Below are 17,785 nucleotides of genomic sequence, written 5' to 3' on the forward strand. Positions count from 1 at the left end.
AGTCGTCACTTTGGGAGCGCTCCCATTACAGCCTTGTCTCTGGAAGGAGTTCCCCCCACATGCGCACAATGAGTCCGTTAACCGGGCGTCCGCGGTCGGCCCTCCGCCGGCCGCTCCAGGCGCTCGTCATGCTGTTCGCCGTAGTCGCCGGCGCACTGGCCTGGTCCACCCCCGCCCAGGCCCACGGCACCATCGTCTCTCCCGCCACCCGCGCGTACCAGTGCTGGCAGACGTGGGGCAGCAACCACACGAACCCGGCCATGCAGACCCAGGACCCCATGTGCTGGCAGGCCTTCCAGGCCAACGCCGACACCATGTGGAACTGGATGAGCGCCCTCCGCGACGGCCTCGGCGGCCAGTTCCAGGCGAAGACCCCCGACGGGACGCTCTGCAGCAACAACCTGTCGAGGAACGCCAGTCTGAACAAGCCCGGCCAGTGGAAGACCACCAACGTCGGCAGCAACTTCTCGGTGCAGCTGTACGACCAGGCGTCCCATGGTGCCGACTACTTCAAGGTCTACGTGAGCAAGCAGGGCTTCGACCCCAAGACCCAGACCCTGGGCTGGGGCAACCTCGACTTCATCACGCAGACCGGCAGCTACGCCCCGGCACAGAACATCACCTTCCCCGTCCAGACCTCCGGGTACACCGGACACCACGTGCTGTTCGTGATCTGGCAGGCCTCGCACCTCGACCAGGCGTACATGTGGTGCAGCGACGTGAACTTCGGCTGAGCCGAGGAGCGCCGCGCACGGCACCGGCCTTCGCCGGGCGCCGGTGAGCCGCCCGTCCGGCGGATCGAGCCCCGTCGGGGCAGGGGGCCCCTCGGCCACCTGCTCCGACGGGGCTCCCGCGCTCGGCGTTCCGTGCCCGGGAACCCGCCTCAGGCCGGGAGGGTCCGGAACCGGCGCCGGTACTCGGTCGGGGTCGTGTCGAGTCTGCGGCGGAAGGCCCTGACCAGAGTGTCCACCGTGCCGAACCCGCAGGCGGAGGCGACGCGTTCCAGGGTGGCGTCGGTGGTTTCGAGCTGCTGGCGTGCCACTTCCACGCGCGCCGACTCGACGTAGGCGTACGGGGTCGTGCCGAGTTCGGTCTTGAAGATGCGGGTGAGCTGCCGGTCGCTGACGTGGACGTGGGCCGCGAGGTCGGCGACGGTGAGCGGTGCGGCGATGTTGCGCATGATGTGGTGGCGGATGTCCTCGACGCGCCGGGTCGTGGAGACCTGCTCCAGCGGCACGCTGAACTGGCTCTGTCCGCTGGGCCGTTTCAAATACATCACGAGCTGCCGGGCCACCCGCAGCGCCGCCGCCTCGCCAAGGTCGTCGGCGACGAGGGCGAGGGAGAGGTCGAGGCAGGAGCTGATGCCCGCGCCGGTCCACACGTCGCCCTCGCGGATGAAGATCGGGTCGGCGTCGACCTCGACCTCCGGATGCTCGTCGGCGAGCTGCCGCGCGGTCGACCAGTGGGTGGTGGCGCGCTTGCCGTCGAGCAGCCCGGCGGCGGCCAGCACGTGCGCCCCGACGCAGACGGACGTGACCCGCCGGGTCCGTTCCGCGAGCCGCCGCACCCACTCCACCACCGTGGGATCGGTGAGCGCCCGGACCCGGCGCCGATCGTCGACCTCGACCGCGCCGGGCACGATCAGGGTGTCGATGCGCCGCGCGGACAGCGCGTCGAAGGTGGCGTCGGGGAGCACACGGACACCGGCGGCGGTGGTGACCGGGTCCATGGTCCCGGCGGCGAGGACCACCTCGTAGCCCGCCGCGTCCTCCGTCTCGCGCCGCGCGAGGGAGAACACCTCCGGGGGTCCGGTGACGTCGAGCAGATCGACGCCCTCGAAGAGCACGACGACGATCAGTCGTCCGACGGAGTTCACGGTTCCTCCCGCGGAGCACAGGGTGATGTCGGTATGTGCAGGTTAGACGACATTGCCGACATCACCTGACCGGGCCTAGCGTCGTAGCCGCGGGTCAATCAGTCACCGCGCCGCCCCGACCGACACCAGGGAGTCCCCATGCCCAGAACCACGCTGCGCCGCCTCAGCGGGCTCGACGACACCCCCGCCAAGCTCGCCGACTCCACGCTGGTCCTCGTCGACTACCAGAACACCTACACGACCGGCGTCATGGAACTCGACGGCTGGCAGGACGCGCTCGACGCCGGCGCCCGGCTGCTGGCCCGCGCCCGGCAGGAAGGCGCCAAGGTCGTCCACGTCGTCCACGACGGCGGCGAGGGCAGCCCGTACGACCTCCAGGCCGAGATCGGGCAGATCCACCCGAGCGTCGCGCCGGTCGAGGGCGAGCCCGTCGTCACCAAGAAGGCACCGGACTCCTTCTTCGGCACGGACCTCGGCGAGCACGTCGACGCGGCCGGAAACAACGACCTCGTCGTCGTCGGCTTCATGACGCACATGTGCGTGGCGTTCACCGCCCAGGGCGCCTTCCTGCGCGGCAACCGCCCCACGGTCGTCGCCGACGCCTGCGCCACTCGCGCCCTGCCCGTCGCGGACATCGAGGTCGACGCCCGCCAGGTGCACCACAGCGCCCTCGCCACCGTCGCCGACATGTACGGCGTCGTCGTACCGTCGCAGGAGTCCCTGGGCTAGGCCGCCGCGGAGCCGCGCCCGCACTCGAACCACACGGTCTTGCCGCCCCTCGGCCCCGGCTCCACACCCCACTTGTCGACCACCGCTTCCAGCAGCGTCAGCCCCCGGCCGCACTCCGAGTCCTCGCTCACCGGCCCGGCCGGTACGGGCTGCCGGGGGCTCCCGTCCGACACCTCCACCCGGACCCCGCCCTCGCCCCCGCCCATCCGCCGCAGCAACAGCAGCGTGCAGCGGCGGTCCGGGACGTGGCGTACGACGTTCGCCAGCAGCTCGGTCACGCCGAGTTCGACCGCGTCGGTCAGCTCGGCGAGGTCCCACTCGTGCAGATACGAGCGGACGATGCGCCGGGCGTGCCGGGCCGAGTGGGCGCCGGCCGTGAAGCTCATCCGGTACTGGTTCGCGCAGTGGCCCAGGAGGACCGAGGGAAAGTATTCGTTCACGGCACGAGCCTGACGTCGGACGACTACCGTGGGCTACCGAACGGATACAACCGGTCCCGCCGTGGACCGAGTTGTGCGAGAGAGGGCTCTTCGCATGACCCACATCAACGTCCTCGACCCCGGCGCCTCGCCGCTCGACTACTACGGCTTCGAGCTGCGCCGCCATCGAGAGGCCGCCGGGCTCACCCAGCGGCAGCTCGGCGACATCGTCAATTACACCGGCTCCCTGGTGGGCCAGATCGAGACGGCCCGGAAGCTGCCGACGCCGGAGTTCAGCGAGCGGGTGGACGCGGCGCTGGGGACGGGAGGGTTACTGTCCCGGCTGGTCGACCTGGTGATGCGCAGCCAGGTTCCGGCCTGGTTCCAACAGGTGGCCGAGTTGGAGGGGCGCGCCGTCGAGATCTGCACCTTCCAGACGCACATGATCCACGGACTGCTCCAGACCGACGCCTACGTCCGGGCCGTGCTCGGCACGCTCGACCCGACCGACCTCGACGACCGCACCGCGGTGCGGCTCGCCCGCCAGCGCATCTTCGAGAAGGAGGAGCCGCCGGTCTTCTGGACGGTCCTCAGTGAGGCCGCGCTCCATCAGGAGATCGGCGGCCGGGAGACGATGCGGGGGCAACTGGCCCACCTGTTGTCGTTCGAGCACAATCCCCGGATCAACGTCCAGGTGCTCCCGTTCTCGGTCGGCGCGCATCCAGGGCTCCAAGGCTCATTCACCCTCTTCCGCTTCGCTCGGGACCCGGCCATCGTCTACACGGAGGGGTACGGTGCCGGACATCCGACCGCCAACCCGGAGACGGTCAAGGACTGTTCGCTCCGTTACGATCACCTCCGGGCCGCCGCGCTCTCTCTCAGGGACTCGGCGGAGCTGATCCGCCGGGTGATGGAGGAACGCTGTGGTGAGCAAGGCGATACCGACGACGATCCAATGGCGTAAGTCCAGCCACAGCGGCGACCAGGGCGGGGAGTGCGTGGAGTGCGCGCCGCTGGGTCAGCTGGCCTGGCGCAAGTCGTCGTACAGCAGCGACCAAGGCGGCGAGTGCGTCGAGGTCGCCGAAGTGACCCGCCACGCCACCGTCGCCGTACGCGACTCCAAGACCCCGGCGGGCCCGACCCTCACCCTCGCCCCCGCCGCGTTCAGCGCCTTCGTCGGCTGGGCCGCCGCCGAGTAATCAGCCCCGGTCCAGGTCAACGTTTCTGTTCGATTTATCGTCTTCGCACGTGTCCCTGCCGTGCACCCCGATGACGCCGAACGGAAACCTCGACCGTGGTCCCTGCCGAACTGACCGTCCCCCGGCCCGAACGGCGACAGGACAGACGCGCGAGCGACGCCCTGCGCGCCTTCGGGCGTCGGCATCGCGTGCCGTTGCTCGCGACCCTGCCCACCATCCCGCTGTACGCGGTGTGGTGGGCGTTTCTCGCCACCGGCGGAGGTGACCTCGCCGCGCAGGAAGCGTGGGCGGACTTCGCGACGCGGCACGGGAGTTCGGCGTACGGGCTGTTCTGGTACGGCGGGATGCACACCGTCAACTACAGCGTCGTCTCCCCGTACTTGATGGCGGCGCTCGGCGTGCGCACGGTCACGGTCGTGTCCGGGCTCGCCGCCTCCTGGCTCGCGGCCGTGCTGGTCGTGCGGTGCGGGGTGCGCAGGCCCGTGTGGCCCGCGCTGCTGGCCTCGCTCGCGCTGTGGTGCGACGTGGCCTCGGGCCGGGCCACTTTCGCACTCGGCGTCGCCCTCGCGCTGGCCGCCTGCGTGCCGCTGGTGCGGGAGCGGCGGCCGTGGCTCGCCGCCGGATACGCGGCGCTCGCCACCATGGCGTCACCGGTGGCCGGGCTGTTCCTGGCCGTCGTGGGCGCCGCGTTCCTGCTCGTACGGGACTGGCGGCGCGCTCTGGTGCTGCTCATACCCCCGGCCGCCGTCGTCGGGCTGACGACGCTGTTCTTCCCCTTCACGGGTGAGCAGCCGATGCCGTTCGCCCGAATATGGCCGCCGGTCGTGCTCGGCCTCGCCGTCACCGTGCTGGCCCCGTCCACCTGGCGGGTCGCCCGGTGGAGCGGGGCCGTTTACGCGCTCGGGACCGTGCTGACGTATCTGATCGCCTCGCCGGTCGGCACGAACGTCGAGCGGTTCGCGGAGCTGTTCGCGCCCGCCGTGCTGCTGGCCGCGCTGCTCACCGCCCCTCCCGCGCTCACCGCGGCCCGGTCGCGGCGGCTGGTGTCGGGGCTGCTGGCCGTCGCGGTCGTCTACTCCGCGAGCTGGGTGGGCAAGAAGACCGTCGACGACCTGAAGGTGTCCACCGTCGTGCCGGCCTGGGCCGCGCAGACGGACGGCGTCGTGGACGCCCTGGAGGGGCTCGGCGCCGACCGCACCCGGGTGGAGGTGGTGCCCGCCCGCAACCACCGCGAGGCCACCCTGCTCGCCCCGCACGTCAACCTGGCCCGCGGCTGGAACCGGCAGCTCGACGTGGAACGCGGACGCCTCTTCTACGACGGCTCCTTCTCCGCGGCCACCTACCGGCAGTGGCTGGACCACTGGGCGGTGGGCTTCGTCGTCCTCCCGGCCGCCAAGCCGGACGGCCCCGCCGAGGCCGAGGCGGCGCTCGTGCGGGACCCGGAGCTGCGGCCCGAGTGGCTGGAGCAGGTCTGGCGGGACGCGCACTGGCAGGTCTTCCGCGTGCGGGACGCCGTACCGCTCGCCTCCGCGCCCGGCACCGTCGTGAGCACCGCCCCCGCCGACCTGGTGCTGCGCGTGGAGGAGCCCGGCGCGGTGACCGTGCGGGTCGCCTGGTCGCCGTGGCTGCGCAGCGACGGCGGGTGCCTCACGCGGGACGGCGACTTCACCCGGCTGACCGTCGAGGCGCCGGGCGAGTACCGGATCAGCTCCCGGTACGGTCCTTCGCCGGGGGCGGGGGGTCACTGCTGACGTCCGCCGCGGGTTCCCGGGCCGTCTTCGGCGCCGTCACCGCTGCCGCCGTGACCGTCCTGGCCCGCGGCCCCTGGAACCAGTACGTCAGCCCGAAGCCGGCCGCGACCACGGCCGCGCCGCCCACCGCGTCCAGGACCCAGTGGTTGCCGGTCGCCACGATCGCCGAGAGGGTGAAGAGCGGGTGGAGCAGGCCGAGGGCCTTCATCCACATCCTCGGCGCGATGATCGCGATCGCGACCCCGCACCACAGCGACCAGCCGAAGTGCAGCGACGGCATCGCCGCGTACTGGTTGGTGAGGTGCGTCAGGGTGCCGTAGTCCGGCTTCGTGAAGTCCTGCACGCCGTGCACGGTGTCGATGATCCCGAGCCCCGGCATCAGCCGCGGCGGGGCGAGCGGGTAGAGCCAGAAGCCGACCAGGGCCAGCAGCGTGGCGAAGCCCAGGGAGGCGCGGGCCCAGCGGTAGTCGACCGGGCGGCGCCAGTACAGGACGCCGAGGACGGCCAGCGGGACGACGAAGTGGAACGACGTGTAGTAGAAGTCGAAGAAGTCCCGCAGCCAGCCGACCTTGACCACCGCGTGGTTGATCGCGTGCTCGATGTCCAGGTGCAGGAAGCGCTCGATGTCGAGGATCTGCCTCCCGTGCTCCTCGGCCCGCGCCCGGCCCGCCGAGTTGCTGCCGCCGGTCGCCGCGAGGCGGACCTGGGAGTAGGCGGCGTAGGTGACCCGGATGAGGAGCAGCTCCAGCAGCAGGTTGGGGCGGGTGAGGACCCGGCGCAGGAACGGCAGCAGCGGAACGTGCTTGAAGCGGGTCGGGACCGGCGGCGCGTAGGCCGTCGGGACCGGCGTCTCGAAGTACGGCGACGTGCGCGGCAGGAAGGGCACGGCGACGGCGGCGGCCAGCGCGGCGAGCAGGACGACGTTGTCCCGCAGCGGGTACAGGGCCGCCATGTTCGGCAGCATCATCTTCGCGGGCAGCGTCATCACCAGGACGACGGCGACCGGCCACACCAGCCGGTCGGAGGCCCGCTTGCCGACCCGGCCGACGACCGCGGGCAGCACCCACAGCAGCTGGTGCTGCCAGGTCGCCGGGGAGACGACGACGGCCGCGCAGCCGGTGACGGCGACCGCGAGCAGCAGCTGGCCGTCGCGGGCGTAGCGCACGGCGCGGCGCAGGGCGAGGACGGCGACGGCGGCGCCGAGCAGCAGGAAGAGGGCGATCTCCAGCGGGCCGTTCAGGCCGAGGCGGAGCAGGGCGCCGTGCAGCGACTGGTTGGCGAGGTCGTCGGCCTCGCCGCCCAGGCCGACACCGGCCATGTGGTGCACCCAGTACGTGTAGGAGTCCTGTGCCATGGCCGCCCAGGCGACGGCCGTGCAGGCGACGAAGGTGATCCCGGTCGACACGGCCGCGCGTCTGCGGTCGGTGAACCACAGCAGCGGGACGAAGAGGAGGACGGTCGGCTGGAAGGCGGCGGCGACACCGATCAGCGCGCCGCCCACGCGGTCGCCCTGGGCCCCGCGTACGGCGAAGCAGCCGAGGAGGACGAGGAGGACCGGGATGATGCTGGTCTGCCCGAGCCAGAACGCGTTGCGCACCGGGAGCGACAGCATGAGCAGACTGATGGCGACCGGCGCCGCCAGCAGCGCCGTACGGCGTCCGACCGGCCGGGGCAGGGCGCGGGCCGCGACCAGGCCGAGGGCGACGACCAGCAGCAGCGAGCCGAAGGTCCAGCCCCAGCCGAGGGCCTGCTCGGCGGCGCGGGTGAAGGGTTTGAGGACGAGGCCGACGAACGGGGTCCCCGTGAACTGCGTGGAGTCGTAGAGCGACCCCTCCACGTGCAGGACGCCGTGCTCACCGACCCAGGTCTCCAGGTCCGTCAGGCGTTCCCCGCGCGGTGTGCCGAGGACCGCCGCCACCTGTCGTACGGCCAGGACGGCGGCGATCAGCCACAGGCCGAGGCGTGCGACACGCAGCCGTGCTCTGGTCGCGTCGGCGGCCGAGGCTCCGAAGGACTCCGCCGGTCGCCCACTGTGCTCCGCATTCGCCACGCCTCGTCGGCCTCCCGCCCCGTTCGTACCCTACGTACCGGGCTCGTGTACGTAGTGTGTCGTCCCTGCGAACCCTATGAGGCTCGCACCACCCCCGGAGGAAGACGCGAGCACCCCCCACTCAACCTGACAGCCGCCCGCGATTCGCTTCGCGGAGCGAGAAGGATCACAGCTCGCGGGTGGACGGACGGCGCGCGGCACCCGCATGTGCCCTGCGTGCACGCCGTTTTGGTGCACTGTGCAACGAAAAGCATACCGGGCGTAAGCGGCGCATCAGCGCCTATGGTCGCTTTTCCGCCCGTGGCCGAGTGCCGCGGGCTCTTTCCGGCCCGGCGACAGCGCCGCCGTGCGGGTCGTGGCGTTTCCGCCTCCGTCCCTGTCCCCGTCGAAAGTAGGCGAGCGTAGTTTTGTCGGCCGCCCCCGTCGCCGCTGCTCCTCCGTCCCGTACGGCCCCCGCACCCGTCCCGCGTGCCACCGGCTCGCCCACCGCCACCGATCCCGCGCTCGTGCGGCGCGCCGTCAAGGCGGCGGCGCTGGGCAACGCGATGGAGTGGTTCGACTTCGGCGTCTACAGCTACATCGCCGTGACGCTGGGCAAGGTCTTCTTCCCGTCGGGCAACCCGACCGCGCAGCTGCTCTCCACGTTCGGCGCCTTCGCGGCGGCCTTCCTGGTCCGGCCGCTGGGCGGCATGGTCTTCGGTCCGCTCGGGGACCGGGTCGGGCGGCAGAAGGTGCTCGCCGTGACGATGATCATGATGGCGGCGGGCACGTTCGCCATCGGGCTGATCCCGTCGTACGCGACGATCGGCGTCTGGGCGCCGGTGCTGCTGCTGGCCGCGCGGCTGGTGCAGGGCTTCTCCACCGGCGGCGAGTACGCGGGCGCGTCCACGTTCATCGCCGAGTACGCGCCGGACAAGCGGCGCGGGTTCCTGGGGAGCTGGCTGGAGTTCGGCACGCTCGCCGGGTACATCGGCGGCGCGGGTCTGGTGACGCTGATGACGGCGCTGCTGTCGGACGGCGACCTGATGTCCTGGGGCTGGCGCATCCCGTTCCTGATCGCGGGCCCGATGGGCATCGTCGGCCTGTACCTGCGGATGCGTCTCGAGGAGACCCCGGCGTTCGCGGCCGAGGTGGCGAAGGCGGAGACGGCGCGGCCGAAGGTGCCGCTGCGCGAGATGGTCACCGGTCAGTGGCGGGCGCTGCTGCTCTGCGTGGGCCTGGTGCTGGTCTTCAACGTCACCGACTACATGCTGCTGTCGTACATGCCGAGCTACCTGACCAGCGAGCTGAAGTACGACGAGACGCACGGGCTGCTCGTGGTGCTGGGCGTGATGGCGCTGATGATGGTCGTCCAGCCGTTCGCGGGCGCGCTGACCGACCGGGTCGGGCGGCGGCCGGTGATCGCGGCGGGCTGCGCGGGCTTCCTGCTGCTGTCCGTTCCGGCGCTGCTGCTGATCCGCGAGGGCAGCCTGCTCGCGGTGGCGCTGGGCATGGGTGCGCTGGGCCTGCTGCTGGTCTGCTTCACCGCCTCGATGCCGTCGGCGCTGCCGGCGCTGTTCCCGACGCGGGTGCGGTACGGCTCGCTGTCGATCGGCTTCAACATCTCGGTGTCCCTGTTCGGCGGCACGACGCCGCTGGTGGTGACGGCGCTGATCGGGGCGACGGGCGACATGATGATGCCCGCGTACTACATGATGGCCGCGGCCGTGGTCGGCGGCGTGGCGGTGTGGTTCATGACGGAGTCGGCGGGACGCCCGCTGCCGGGCTCGGCACCGGCGGTGGAGGGGCGCTAGCAGCGCAGGCCGCGCCGCGCTCCGCGCTGCGCGGCCTGCGGCCTCCGGGCCGCTCTGCGAGACTGCCGGAATGATGGTCAGACTTGCGGAAGAGCGAGACTTCCCCGGCTTCCTCGGCCTGGCGGCCCAGGTGGAGCACTGGTTCGGCCCGATGGTCGAGGACGCCGGGTTCCACGACGCGGTGCGCGACCACATCCGCCGGAACGCGGCACTCGTCGCCGTCCCGTCGGAGCAGGACACGGACCCGGACCCGGGCACGGACCTGCTCGGCGGGCTGCTGTTCGGGGCGGACGCGCCGGTCCACCACATCCACTGGCTGGTCGTGTCGCGGCAGGCCCGTACGGGCGGCGTGGGCCGTGAGCTGGTGCGGGACGCGATGCGCCGGTGGGTGCGGGGACCGGCCGACGTCGAGGTGGTCACGTTCGGGGCCGACCACCCCGGTGCCTCCGCGAGCGGCGCACGCGTCTTCTACGAGCGCCTCGGCTTCACCCCCGCCGAAGCGGTCGCCCCCGGTCCCGAGGGCGGCTCCCGCCAGCTCTTCCGCCGCGCCGTGCCCGCGGGAGGCCCCGCATGAGCGAGTCGCAGCTCTGGGACGACGTCGACACCTACTTCATCAGCCACCTCGCACCCGACGACGAGGCCCTGGCGGCCGCCCGCAGGGAGAGCGACGCCGCCGGGCTGCCGCCGATCAACGTCACCGCCAGCCAGGGCAAGCTCCTCCAGCTCCTCGCCCAGATCCAGGGCGCCCGCACCGTGCTGGAGATCGGCACCCTCGGCGGCTACAGCACCATCTGGCTGGCCCGCGCCCTGCCCGCCGACGGCCGCCTGGTCACGCTGGAGCACAACGCCCGGCACGCGGAGGTCGCCGGCCGCAACCTCGCCCGGGCCGGCCTCGACGCCCTCGTCGACGTACGCGTGGGCCCGGCCCTGGAGTCCCTGCCGAAGCTCGCCGACGAGAACCCGGCCCCCTTCGACCTGGTCTTCATCGACGCCGACAAGGGCAACAACCCACACTACCTCGAGTGGGCCCTGCGGCTCACCAGCACCGGCAGCCTGATCGTCCTCGACAACGTGGTCCGCGGCGGCCGGGTGGCGGACGCCGACGACACCTCCGGCGACGTGCGCGGCACCCGCGCCGCCATCGAGCTGATCGGCAGCCATCCCCGGCTCAGCGGCACCGCGATCCAGACGGTCGGCGCCAAGGGGTACGACGGGTTCGCCCTGGCGCGCGTGCTGCCCTGAGCAACGCGGGCCGGGCCTACACCTCGTGGTAGAAGCCGACGTTGACGCTGCGCGGCTCCGCGAGGTCCTGGACCACCACCTCGCCGCTGCCGCCCCTGGGCAGCGGCACGGTACCGCCGTACGCCATGGGCTGCGCCTGCGCGTGACCGCCCACGGTCAGCCGGACCTCGCAGGACGGGTCCGGCTGGGAGCCGCGGAGCCAGGTCAGCCGCCAGGTGCCGTCCGGGCCGCACCGGAACTCCAGGTGGACCCGGGAGACGAACAGCCAGTCGTCGGGCGTCGACAGCCGGCACACGGACCTGTCCCTGCCCACCCGCAGCACCGCGTCCGGCTCGCTGGGCGCGTCGGCCATCTGCATGCCGGCCGTGGCGCCCGCGTCCGCCGCGGTGACGGCGGCCATGGTGAGTTCGAGCACGTGCGCTCCTTCGGGGTCCGTTGGCTTGTCGCCGCCGCATGATAGATCGACCCGGGGAACGATGTCCGGCGTCCGGCACAATGGGGTCATGACCGAGCGAAAGCCACCCGGCGTCGACTTCGAGTCCTGGGTCGACAAACAGATTCGAGACGCGGACGCCCGCGGCGAGTTCGCCGATCTGCCCGGCGCGGGCAAGCCCCTGCCCAGCGAGATGGACAGCACCTACGACGAACTGTGGTGGGTCAAGCGGAAGATGGCCCGCGAGGGCTTCTCCGTGCTGCCGCCCACGCTGGCCCTGCGCAAGGAGGCGGAGGACGCCCTGGAGGCGGCGGCCAAGGCCCCGTCCGAGCGGGTGGTCCGCCGCATCGTCGAGGAGATCAACGTCAAGATCCGCGACGTCATGTTCAAGCCGCCGCCCGGCCCCCCGCTGGGTCTGAAGCCCTACGACGTCGAAGAGGTCGTACGGCGGTGGCGGGAAGGCCGGGCGGCGGGCTGACGCCCGTGGTTCACAGGCGCATCAGGCGGTCCGCCAGCTCGCGGTAGTCCCGCAGGGCCAGGCGGAGTTGCTCGGTGTCGGTACTCGGCGCGCCGCTGTCCGGCCCCGCCTCCGCCCAGGAGGTGCGCAGGGTGCTGCGGCGGTGGGTCACGGCGTCCGTGAAACGGGCGGCGATCTCCTCCAGGACGCGGTCGGCCTCCTCGACGGAAGCGCGTGGCGCGTCGACGAACCCGGCCACCGCGTGGTGCAGCCGCTGACCGAGTCGGTCGGTCTCACCGGGCGGCAGCAGGGGTCCGGCGGGCGACGCGGGGGCAGATGCGGATGCGGATGCGGGTGCGGGTGCGGATGCGGATGCGCTCGCCGGGGTGGCCGCGGGGGTGGCCGCCGCCGGAGGTGCTTCGGCGGTGATCCCGGGCTCGGAGCGGGCGGTGGTCCCGGGCTCCGACCGGACGGTGGTCCCGGCTTCGGGCCGGGCCGCGCCGCCGCTTCGAGCGGTGGTACCGGGCGGCCTGGGTTCGGCTGTGGTGCCGGGCCGGGGTTCGGCTGCGGTGCCGGGCCGGGGTTCAGCGCCGGCGCCGGGCCGGGACTCGGCGGTGATGCCGGGGTCGGCCGTGGTGTCGGGGCCGGGGCCGGGTTTGCCTGCCATGTCGGGCATCGCTTCAGCTCTCCTTCGGTCGGCGCTTGCCGAGCGACCACGCGTGCGGCGCGCGGGTCGCGTGGGCGGCGGGAGCCGGTTCTCCGGCTTCCGTGCCGGACCGCTGCCGCCCGGCCTCGTGGCGGCCCGGGCGTACCAGGGCCTCGAACAGCGCGCGGGCCTCGACCATGGACGCGCGCATCTCCTCCGTGCCCGCACCGCCGCCCTGCGTCTCGTCCACGCGCGCGTGCGTCACGCGGTGCACGCGGCGGTAGCCCTCGACATGGTGGGGATGGTGCACGGACAGCGCCGTGAGCTGCTCCTCGTACTGTCCGCCGTCCGGGAAGCCCCGCGCGCCGGCGAGTTCCGCGAGCAGCTGGTCCGCCTCGCCGACCGCCTCGCGCGGGGAGTCGACGAAGCGCTCCTGGGCCGCGGCCCAACGCTCCTCGAAACGCTCGCGCTCGGCGGTCTCCAGGGGCCGCGTGCGCAGCGACCCGTGCCGCCGCACCCGTTCGGCCAGTTCCCGTTCCGCGGCCTTGGTGTCGCCGTCGTGCCGGGCCACGGCCAGGTCGTACTCGGGACCGAAGCGCCGCTTCAGGCTTCCGCCGTGCTGGGGGCCCCGTGCGCGCAGGGCAAGGACGGCCGCGACGACGAGCACGACCGCCACGATCACGATCAAAGCGATGATCACGCCTGTGGACATGAGTGCCTTCCGGGTTTTCGGCCTGCCGTCTCTCCGAGCGGGCCGGTTCGCCGTTCGTGTTGCCCCGGAGTCCGCACTCAAACGGCGCACGGCGTGCACCGACGGCACACCGGTGGGAAAATACGCTTGCCCGACGCGCCGGTCCCCCGCCGACAATGCCCGTCATGACCTGGACCGTCGCCCCGGAACCGTACGACTCCCCCGTAGCCGCCGCCCTCTGGCGCGCGTACTACACGGAGGTGAGCGACCGCTGGTACCAGCTGCACGAGGGCCGCTCCACCGACCCGGCCGAGCTGGAGCGGGAGATCGCCGCGCAGCCCGGCACCGACCTCATGCCTCCCCGGGGGCGGTTGCTGGTCGCGCGCTACCGCGGTGAACCGGCCGGCACCTCGGGCGTACGGCTGCTGGACGACACCACCGCCGAGCTGACCCGGGTGTTCCTGTACGGCGCGCTGCGCGGCCGGGGCGGTGCCGCGCTGCTCGTGCGGGCCGCCGAGGACGCGGCCCGGGCGCTCGGGGCCGGGCACATGGTCCTCGACACGCGGGGTGACCTCGTCGAGGCCCGCGCCCTGTACACCCGCCTCGGCTACACCGAGACCGAGGCGTACAACGAGAGCCCGTACGCCGAGCACTGGTTCCGCAAAGCGCTGCACCGGGAGCCCTGAGACGGTGTGACCGGGTATGGCCGTTTCCGTCCTCGAGGAAGCCGGTATTCCGGGGGCGCATGCGCCGAAGTGTGGAGAAGATCTGCATAATCTCTGGAGTTCGCGAGGGGAGTCGCGAGGGGAGGGACGAACGCGTGGAACAGCAGAAGGAACCGTCGCAGGACGGGTCGGCGGGGGCCGCCTGCCCGGAGTGCGGCACACCCAGGGCGGCGGACAACACCCCGTCCTGTGCCTGCGGGACCAGGGCGTCCGACGCCCTGCGCGACGCCCGTACGGCCCAGGCGGCAGCGGCGGAGGACTTCGACCCGCTGCGCATACGGCCGTACGTCGAACTGGACGGCGCCGGGGAGCCTTCGGGTGCGCCCGACGCGTCCGACGCGCCCGGTGACCACCCCGTCGCACCGCCGTCCGACCCGGACGCCACCATGACGCTGCGCGCCGTCGACGCCGGAGCGGGTGCAGGTACGGGCGGGGACACGGAGGCGACCTCCGCGCTGCCGACGCCCCTGGCCCCCTCGACCGGCTCGCCGAACGCGCACGACCTGCGCCTGTTCGACGCCTCCGCCACCGCACCGCTCCCCCGGACGGACCCGGAGGCGGAGGGGGCGGGCGGCGGCGGTCGGCCACCGCGGCGGCGCAAGGGCGTGCTGCTGAGTGCCGCCGGAGCGGTCGTGGTCGTGCTCGGCGCGGCGGGATTCGCGAGCGGGCTGTTCTCGTACGACACCCCGTCGCGGGACGGCGCGCTGCCGGACGAGGTACGGGCGAGCGTGCCGGACCCGTCGACCAGCGAGACCTCCCCGAGCGCGGAACCGAGCGGATCGTCCGCCGCGCCGTCGCCCTCCGCGTCCCCCTCGGCCTCCGCGTCCGCCTCCCCGTCGACCGGGACGAGCGCTTCGGCCTCACCGTCCCCGTCGGCGTCGAGCGCCTCGCCCACACCGTCCCGGTCGGCGGAGCCGACGCAGAGCACGACCACGCCGCCCGTCGACGCCTCGCCGGAGTCCGAGGAGGACGGCGACTCGGGTGGCGGCGACCCGCTGCGTCGCGGCGACCAGGGCTCGGAGGTCATCGAGTTGCAGCAGCGTCTGGCGGAGATGAAGTTCTACCGGGGCGACTTCAACGGCAATTACAACCGCCAGGTCGAGGACGCGGTCCGCCACTACCAGTGGTACCGCGGCATCTATTCCGACGGAGTCGGCGTCTACGGCCCGGACACCCGCCGCAGGCTGGAGTCGGAGACCCGGGAGCCGTAGCGGCGGGACCCGGCAGGCGGCGTCAGCCGATGTGCAGGCGCAGGGTGCCGTCCGCGTCGGCCTCGACCCGGACCCGCGTCAGGTCCTCCACGACCACGTCCGGCCCGTGCAGCCCGGCGCGCGGCCCGACCCCGACGACGCGCATCCCGGCGGCGCGCCCGGCCGCGATCCCTGCCCCGGAGTCCTCGAAGACGATGCAGTCGGCGGGAGCGACGCCCAGTTCGGCGGCGCCCTTGAGGAAGCCCTCCGGGTCCGGCTTGCTCGCGCCGACCGACTCGGCGGTGACCCGGACGTCCGGCTGCGCGAGCCCGGCGGCGGCCATCCGCGCGGTGGACAGGGCCACGTCGGCCGAGGTCACCAGGGCGTGCGGCAGACCGCGCAGCGAGGCGAGGAACTCCGCCGCGCCGGGGATCGCGACGACGCCCTCGGTGTCCGCCGTCTCCTCGGCGAGCATGCGCGCGTTGTCGGCGTGGTTCTGCTCCATGGGCCGGTCCGGCAGCAGCAGCGCCATCGAGGCGTAGCCCTGCCGTCCGTGGACGACCTTCATGACCTCGTCGCCGTCCAGCCCGTGCCGGTCGGCCCAGCGCCGCCAGACGCGCTCCACGGCGGCGTCCGAGTTGACGAGGGTGCCGTCCATGTCGAGCAGCAGGGCGCGGGCGGGCAGAACGGTGGTGGCGGTGGCCGTCATCGGCAGACTCCAAGGCGCGGGGAGGGAACAAGGCGGCCCCGCCCGCCGGTCAGGGAGAACGGGCGGGAGCCACTTTGTTCATCCACGGTACAAAACAGACCGGGGTTCGCGCCACCGGCCACGGCGCGGAATCACCGGAACCGCAGGAACCGCAGGGAACCGCCGGAGCCGCCGGAACCGCAGTAATCCGGCGCGCGCCGCTCAGCCCGCGATCGCCTCCCACAGGCTCCACACGCCGAGGCCCAGCATGAGCACCGCCGCGATCTTCGTGATCAGCTCCAGCGGCACCCGCTTCATCAGGGCCTTTCCACCGACGATGCCGAGCCCGGCCACCGCCCACAGCGCGAGCACCGCACCGAGGCCGACGGAGAGCGGGTCGTCGTAGCGGGCCGCGAGGTTGGCCGTCATGATCTGCGTCAGATCGCCGAACTCCGCGACCAGGATGAGCATGAACCCGGCCCCGGAGACCTTCCAGAAGGACTGGTCCTCCGGCTTGCGGACCTCCTCGTCCCCGTCGTCCTTCTTCATCAGCAGCACGGCGGCGCCGCCCAGGAACAGCACGCCGGTCACCGCGTGCACGATCTGCTGGGGCAGCAGCGTCAGCACGCTGCCGGCCGCGACCGCGAGCACGACGTGCACCAGGAAGGCGGCCGCCACACCCGCGAAGACGTACGAGGCGCGGTAGCGGGTGCCGAGGACGAGGCCGGCGAGCGCGGTCTTGTCGGGCAGTTCGGCGAGGAAGACGACGCCGAAGACGAGCGCCGTCACGGTCAGGCTGATCAAGATTCCTCAATCGGTCGGGGCCGCCCCGCCGAGAGTGCTGATGGCGCGGATCTCTCGATCCCCGCGACGCGCGACACCTCGGCACGGCAGCACACGGATCCACCCGCGCCGTACGGCACGGGCGTGCACTGCTTGCCGAAGGTCTCGCTGGCCTGCCCCGCGTACGAGGCCTGCCTCCGGGCGCCGGCTCAGACGAGCTGAGCAGTATGTCGACGGTCCGGCGAAGAGCTACTCCCCTTCTGCGCCGTCCATAGTACGCGACCCCCTGGGCGGCGCCGAGGGCCGAAGGTCCCGTCACGAGTCTCGTCACACTTCTAGACGTGCCATGCACACGTCACTAACTTCTAACCAACCGCACACCTGTGCGCCATGCGGCGTCGCGAGCATTCCCCTGCCCGCGTCCCAACACCTCCACACCCCAAGGGAGTTCGCATGCCGAAGTTCTACGCGCGTCGACGGCTCGGTTTCCTCGCCGCGTTCACCGGGCTCATAGCCTCCGCCGGGCTCCTCAACGGCCCGGCCGCCTCCGCCGCCCTCCCCACCCCGGTCAGCGCCGCCACCGCCCGCACCTACCTCGCCTCCCTCACGGTGGCCACCGAGGACCGCACCGGCTACAACCGCGACCTCTTCCCGCACTGGATCACCCAGTCCGGCACCTGCAACACCCGCGAGACGATCCTCAAGCGCGACGGCACGAACGTCGTCACCGACTCCTCCTGCGCCGCCACCAGCGGCAGCTGGTACTCCCCCTACGACGGCGCCACCTGGTCCGCCTCCGCAGACGTCGACATCGACCACCTCGTGCCGCTCGCCGAGGCCTGGGACTCCGGCGCCGACTCCTGGACCACCTCGCGACGGCAGTCCTTCGCCAACGACGTGACCCGGCCCCAGCTCCTCGCCGTCACCGACAACGTCAACCAGTCCAAGGGCGACCAGGACCCGGCCACCTGGATGCCCTCGCGCAGCGCCTACCGCTGCACGTACGTGCGCGCCTGGGTGCAGGTGAAGTACTACTACGACCTCTCGGTCGACTCGGCCGAGAAGTCCGCCCTGCAGGGCTACCTCGCCGCCTGCTGACGCCCCGTCCACCGT

General features: G+C 72.5%; 20 protein-coding genes. 12 read left to right on the plus strand and 8 right to left on the minus strand.

Features of this window, described 5'->3' with window-relative positions:
* Nucleotides 1–128: 128 nt before the first annotated feature.
* Nucleotides 129–734: a lytic polysaccharide monooxygenase gene (locus ACGH52_RS12210; protein ID WP_059298937.1), complete on the plus strand. Its 606-nt coding sequence runs from the start codon at nucleotides 129–131 to the stop codon at nucleotides 732–734.
* Nucleotides 735–883: 149 nt separating this feature from the next.
* On the opposite strand, the gene ACGH52_RS12215 is transcribed toward ACGH52_RS12210, so the two are convergent.
* Nucleotides 884–1,876, minus strand: a complete 993-nt coding sequence (locus ACGH52_RS12215) for a GlxA family transcriptional regulator (protein WP_399939015.1) — start codon at nucleotides 1,874–1,876, stop codon at nucleotides 884–886.
* 138 nt (nucleotides 1,877–2,014) lie between these two features.
* Here ACGH52_RS12215 and ACGH52_RS12220 point away from each other — a divergent pair, with 138 nt between their 5' ends.
* The gene (locus ACGH52_RS12220) at nucleotides 2,015–2,605 is read left to right on the plus strand and encodes a cysteine hydrolase family protein (protein WP_076974125.1); all 591 of its coding nucleotides are present in this window, start codon (nucleotides 2,015–2,017) and stop codon (nucleotides 2,603–2,605) included.
* Here ACGH52_RS12220 and ACGH52_RS12225 read toward each other — a convergent pair.
* On the minus strand, nucleotides 2,602–3,045 hold the full coding sequence (locus tag ACGH52_RS12225) for an ATP-binding protein (protein ID WP_399939018.1): 444 nt from the start codon (nucleotides 3,043–3,045) through the stop codon (nucleotides 2,602–2,604). The two genes, ACGH52_RS12220 and ACGH52_RS12225, sit on opposite strands and share 4 nt — an antisense overlap.
* Before the next feature lie 94 nt (nucleotides 3,046–3,139).
* On the opposite strand from ACGH52_RS12225, the gene ACGH52_RS12230 reads away from it, so the two are divergent.
* From ACGH52_RS12230 to ACGH52_RS12240, 3 genes are all read left to right on the plus strand, one after another.
* Complete coding sequence (locus tag ACGH52_RS12230) at nucleotides 3,140–3,988, plus strand: helix-turn-helix domain-containing protein (protein WP_399939021.1); 849 nt, start codon at nucleotides 3,140–3,142, stop codon at nucleotides 3,986–3,988.
* Complete coding sequence (locus ACGH52_RS12235; protein ID WP_399939024.1) at nucleotides 3,951–4,223, plus strand: DUF397 domain-containing protein; 273 nt, start codon at nucleotides 3,951–3,953, stop codon at nucleotides 4,221–4,223. The genes ACGH52_RS12230 and ACGH52_RS12235 overlap by 38 nt, the downstream gene beginning before the upstream one ends.
* 95 nt (nucleotides 4,224–4,318) lie before the next feature.
* Nucleotides 4,319–5,974: a hypothetical protein gene (locus ACGH52_RS12240; RefSeq protein WP_121701129.1), complete on the plus strand. Its 1,656-nt coding sequence runs from the start codon at nucleotides 4,319–4,321 to the stop codon at nucleotides 5,972–5,974.
* On the opposite strand, the gene ACGH52_RS12245 is transcribed toward ACGH52_RS12240, so the two are convergent.
* Nucleotides 5,928–8,024: a bifunctional glycosyltransferase 87/phosphatase PAP2 family protein gene (locus tag ACGH52_RS12245; protein ID WP_121701130.1), complete on the minus strand. Its 2,097-nt coding sequence runs from the start codon at nucleotides 8,022–8,024 to the stop codon at nucleotides 5,928–5,930. The genes ACGH52_RS12240 and ACGH52_RS12245 overlap by 47 nt on opposite strands.
* 407 nt (nucleotides 8,025–8,431) lie before the next feature.
* Between ACGH52_RS12245 and proP the strand changes: the two genes are divergently transcribed.
* The 3 genes from proP (at nucleotide 8,432) to ACGH52_RS12260 (ending at nucleotide 11,059) form a co-directional block, all read left to right on the plus strand.
* Nucleotides 8,432–9,817 carry a glycine betaine/L-proline transporter ProP gene (gene proP / locus ACGH52_RS12250; protein ID WP_076974129.1) on the plus strand — a complete coding sequence of 462 codons (1,386 nt, stop codon included), beginning with the start codon at nucleotides 8,432–8,434 and terminating at the stop codon, nucleotides 9,815–9,817.
* A 70-nt stretch (nucleotides 9,818–9,887) separates the two neighbouring features.
* On the plus strand, nucleotides 9,888–10,391 hold the full coding sequence (locus tag ACGH52_RS12255) for a GNAT family N-acetyltransferase (RefSeq protein WP_174256264.1): 504 nt from the start codon (nucleotides 9,888–9,890) through the stop codon (nucleotides 10,389–10,391).
* A complete protein-coding gene (locus ACGH52_RS12260; RefSeq protein ID WP_059298927.1) occupies nucleotides 10,388–11,059 on the plus strand; it encodes an O-methyltransferase in 672 nt (223 codons plus the stop codon). The genes ACGH52_RS12255 and ACGH52_RS12260 overlap by 4 nt, the downstream gene beginning before the upstream one ends.
* Nucleotides 11,060–11,075: 16 nt before the next feature.
* On the opposite strand, the gene ACGH52_RS12265 is transcribed toward ACGH52_RS12260, so the two are convergent.
* A complete protein-coding gene (locus ACGH52_RS12265) occupies nucleotides 11,076–11,474 on the minus strand; it encodes an FHA domain-containing protein (RefSeq protein ID WP_210977393.1) in 399 nt (132 codons plus the stop codon).
* 88 nt (nucleotides 11,475–11,562) lie between these two features.
* Here ACGH52_RS12265 and ACGH52_RS12270 point away from each other — a divergent pair, with 88 nt between their 5' ends.
* The gene (locus ACGH52_RS12270) at nucleotides 11,563–11,970 is read left to right on the plus strand and encodes a DUF1992 domain-containing protein (protein WP_123623768.1); all 408 of its coding nucleotides are present in this window, start codon (nucleotides 11,563–11,565) and stop codon (nucleotides 11,968–11,970) included.
* A 10-nt stretch (nucleotides 11,971–11,980) separates the two neighbouring features.
* On the opposite strand, the gene ACGH52_RS12275 is transcribed toward ACGH52_RS12270, so the two are convergent.
* Together ACGH52_RS12275 and ACGH52_RS12280 are read right to left on the minus strand one after the other, a co-directional pair.
* The gene (locus ACGH52_RS12275) at nucleotides 11,981–12,625 is read right to left on the minus strand and encodes a hypothetical protein (protein WP_399939031.1); all 645 of its coding nucleotides are present in this window, start codon (nucleotides 12,623–12,625) and stop codon (nucleotides 11,981–11,983) included.
* A 4-nt stretch (nucleotides 12,626–12,629) separates the two neighbouring features.
* Nucleotides 12,630–13,307, minus strand: a complete 678-nt coding sequence (locus tag ACGH52_RS12280; RefSeq protein WP_121700513.1) for a hypothetical protein — start codon at nucleotides 13,305–13,307, stop codon at nucleotides 12,630–12,632.
* A gap of 164 nt (nucleotides 13,308–13,471) precedes the next feature.
* Here ACGH52_RS12280 and ACGH52_RS12285 point away from each other — a divergent pair, with 164 nt between their 5' ends.
* Nucleotides 13,472–13,972, plus strand: a complete 501-nt coding sequence (locus ACGH52_RS12285; protein WP_210977391.1) for a GNAT family N-acetyltransferase — start codon at nucleotides 13,472–13,474, stop codon at nucleotides 13,970–13,972.
* Nucleotides 13,973–14,106: 134 nt separating this feature from the next.
* Nucleotides 14,107–15,222, plus strand: coding sequence for a peptidoglycan-binding protein (locus ACGH52_RS12290; protein WP_399939036.1), 1,116 nt, complete (start codon nucleotides 14,107–14,109; stop codon nucleotides 15,220–15,222).
* Nucleotides 15,223–15,244: 22 nt separating this feature from the next.
* Here the strand turns inward: ACGH52_RS12290 and ACGH52_RS12295 are convergent, their stop codons facing one another.
* Nucleotides 15,245–15,910 (minus strand): HAD family hydrolase, encoded by a 666-nt coding sequence (locus tag ACGH52_RS12295; protein ID WP_210977389.1) that lies wholly within the window; start codon nucleotides 15,908–15,910, stop codon nucleotides 15,245–15,247.
* A 201-nt stretch (nucleotides 15,911–16,111) separates the two neighbouring features.
* The gene (locus ACGH52_RS12300) at nucleotides 16,112–16,693 is read right to left on the minus strand and encodes a TMEM165/GDT1 family protein (protein WP_076974137.1); all 582 of its coding nucleotides are present in this window, start codon (nucleotides 16,691–16,693) and stop codon (nucleotides 16,112–16,114) included.
* Between the two features lie 432 nt (nucleotides 16,694–17,125).
* Between ACGH52_RS12300 and ACGH52_RS12305 the strand changes: the two genes are divergently transcribed.
* Complete coding sequence (locus tag ACGH52_RS12305; RefSeq protein ID WP_059299293.1) at nucleotides 17,126–17,770, plus strand: HNH endonuclease family protein; 645 nt, start codon at nucleotides 17,126–17,128, stop codon at nucleotides 17,768–17,770.
* The last annotated feature ends 15 nt before the right edge of the window (nucleotides 17,771–17,785 follow it).

The organism is Streptomyces sp. BBFR25 (genome assembly GCF_044590125.1).
Taxonomy (GTDB): domain Bacteria; phylum Actinomycetota; class Actinomycetes; order Streptomycetales; family Streptomycetaceae; genus Streptomyces; species Streptomyces canus_D.